The following is a 1,719-nucleotide window of genomic DNA, read 5'->3' as shown; positions in this document are numbered from 1 at the left end:
ACGTGTTGGAAAAGGGACAGCCCCAGGACACCGGCATCGGCACGCGGGCGGCGACGTATTCGGGAAAGCGCGGGTGATAGCTGGTGGTGAAGGGCTGCCCGGCGCGCAGACAGTAATTGCGCATCGCCAGGCCAATCGGCCCTTCGGTGGCCACATGGATGAAATCGGGCTGGAACCGCTCGATCTCCTTGCGCACGCCGCGCCGCGAGATCATCGCCAGCCGGATTTCCGGATAGGTGGGGCAGGGCACGCTCGGCCGGCTGTTGGGGGTCAGGAATGCAACCGTGTGCCCCATTGCCTCGGCATATTTGGCGAAATGCTCATAGGTGCGCACGACGCCGTTGACCTGCGGATGCCAGGCGTCGGTGGCCACCAGGAGGCGCATTGGCTGCTGCGAGTGAATATTCAATGCTGGCTTGTCCGGTTCTGCCGAGCCGTCAAGCGGCTTTGGTGATGTCTTGCTGTTCAGCGGCCTGGCTCTGCTCTCCGGAAACGTCCATCCAGCGGATCATTTCCAGCTTGCCGTCCCACGTCTCGCCGACAGCGGTGCCGCTTTCCACCCAGTCGCCGGTGTTGACGTAAAGGATATCCTCGAATTGGCGCATCGCCGGATGATGGATATGCCCGCAGATCACGCCGTCGGCATTGTGGCGGCGCGCTTCGCCGATCAGCGCGCTCTCGAAGTCGCCGATGTAGTTCACCGCCTTTTTCACCTTGTGTTTCAGATAGCCCGACAGCGACCAATAAGACAACCCGAAGGTCCGGCGCACCTTGTTGAACGCGGTGTTCAGGCCCAGCGCGGTGACATACGCCCAGTCGCCCAACAGCGCAAGCCATTTGACGTAGCGGATCACCACGTCGAACTCGTCGCCGTGCATGATCAGAAAGCGCCGGCCATCGGCCGTTTCATAGATATCGTTGAGCTTGAACTCCACCCCGCCGAACTGCTGGCCGCAATATGGGCGCAGCGCCTCGTCATGGTTGCCGGGGATGAAGATCAGCCGCGACCCCTTGCGGACCTTTCGCAGCAGCTTCTGGATGACGTCATTGTGCGCCTGGGGCCAGTGCGGGCTGCGCTTGATCCGCCAGAAGTCAACGACGTCTCCGACCAGATAGATGGTGTCGGCCTCGAACTGGCGGAGGAAATCGAGAAGGGCCTCGGCCTGGCAGGCCTTGGTGCCCAGATGGATGTCGGACAGGAAAAGCGTCCGATAATGTTTCGTTGGCTGCGCTGTCAGGGCTCGCTCCTGCACCTCAGTTTATCCCGTTAACCTTCAACACAACCCGATTCATGTTTCAGTCATGTGACAGCGGCCCGCCGCGCGCCAGGCTGCGACCAAATGCGCCGCCATATGCTGTTTCGTCCCAAAATCGCCGCAAGACGCCGCCAGCATCCTGAGCCGGTGGACAGGCGCTGCATACGGCACGGGCGCGGCACAGCGCAAGCGTCATTAACAGTATCTAATAGCACAATCCAGATGATCCGGCGATATCAAACCATGCGTGCGATAATCCTGGTGGCAGCAGCCGCTTTCGCGGTGCTCACCGCAAGGGCTTCCAGTGCTCCGGCCGGCGCGATCTGCATCCGCTGTACTGCCCCGGAACACACCTATCTTTGCAGCGTCCTTGGACCGGACGCTCCGGCGGATCAGGGTCAGCTGGGGTTTTATTGGCCCCACGGGTACCGGGCGGCCGAGACACATGCGACCATGGCGTCGG

At 61.7% G+C, this 1,719-nt stretch carries 2 protein-coding genes; both read right to left on the bottom strand.

Features of this window, described 5'->3' with window-relative positions; all coding sequences use genetic code 11:
- Positions 1–373, bottom strand: a 373-nt coding sequence (locus I6U14_RS14315; protein ID WP_296900191.1) for a glycosyltransferase, incomplete at its 3' end; no start/stop codon positions are given.
- Between the two features lie 64 nt (positions 374–437).
- Positions 438–1,253 carry a UDP-2,3-diacylglucosamine diphosphatase gene (locus I6U14_RS14310; RefSeq protein ID WP_296900190.1) on the bottom strand — a complete coding sequence of 272 codons (816 nt, stop codon included), beginning with the start codon at positions 1,251–1,253 and terminating at the stop codon, positions 438–440.
- Positions 1,254–1,719 lie beyond the last annotated feature (466 nt).

It is taken from the genome of Thiohalocapsa sp. (genome assembly GCF_019695415.1).
Taxonomy (GTDB): Bacteria; Pseudomonadota; Gammaproteobacteria; order Chromatiales; family Chromatiaceae; genus Thiohalocapsa.
This window is presented reverse-complemented; position numbering and strand designations above follow the sequence as displayed.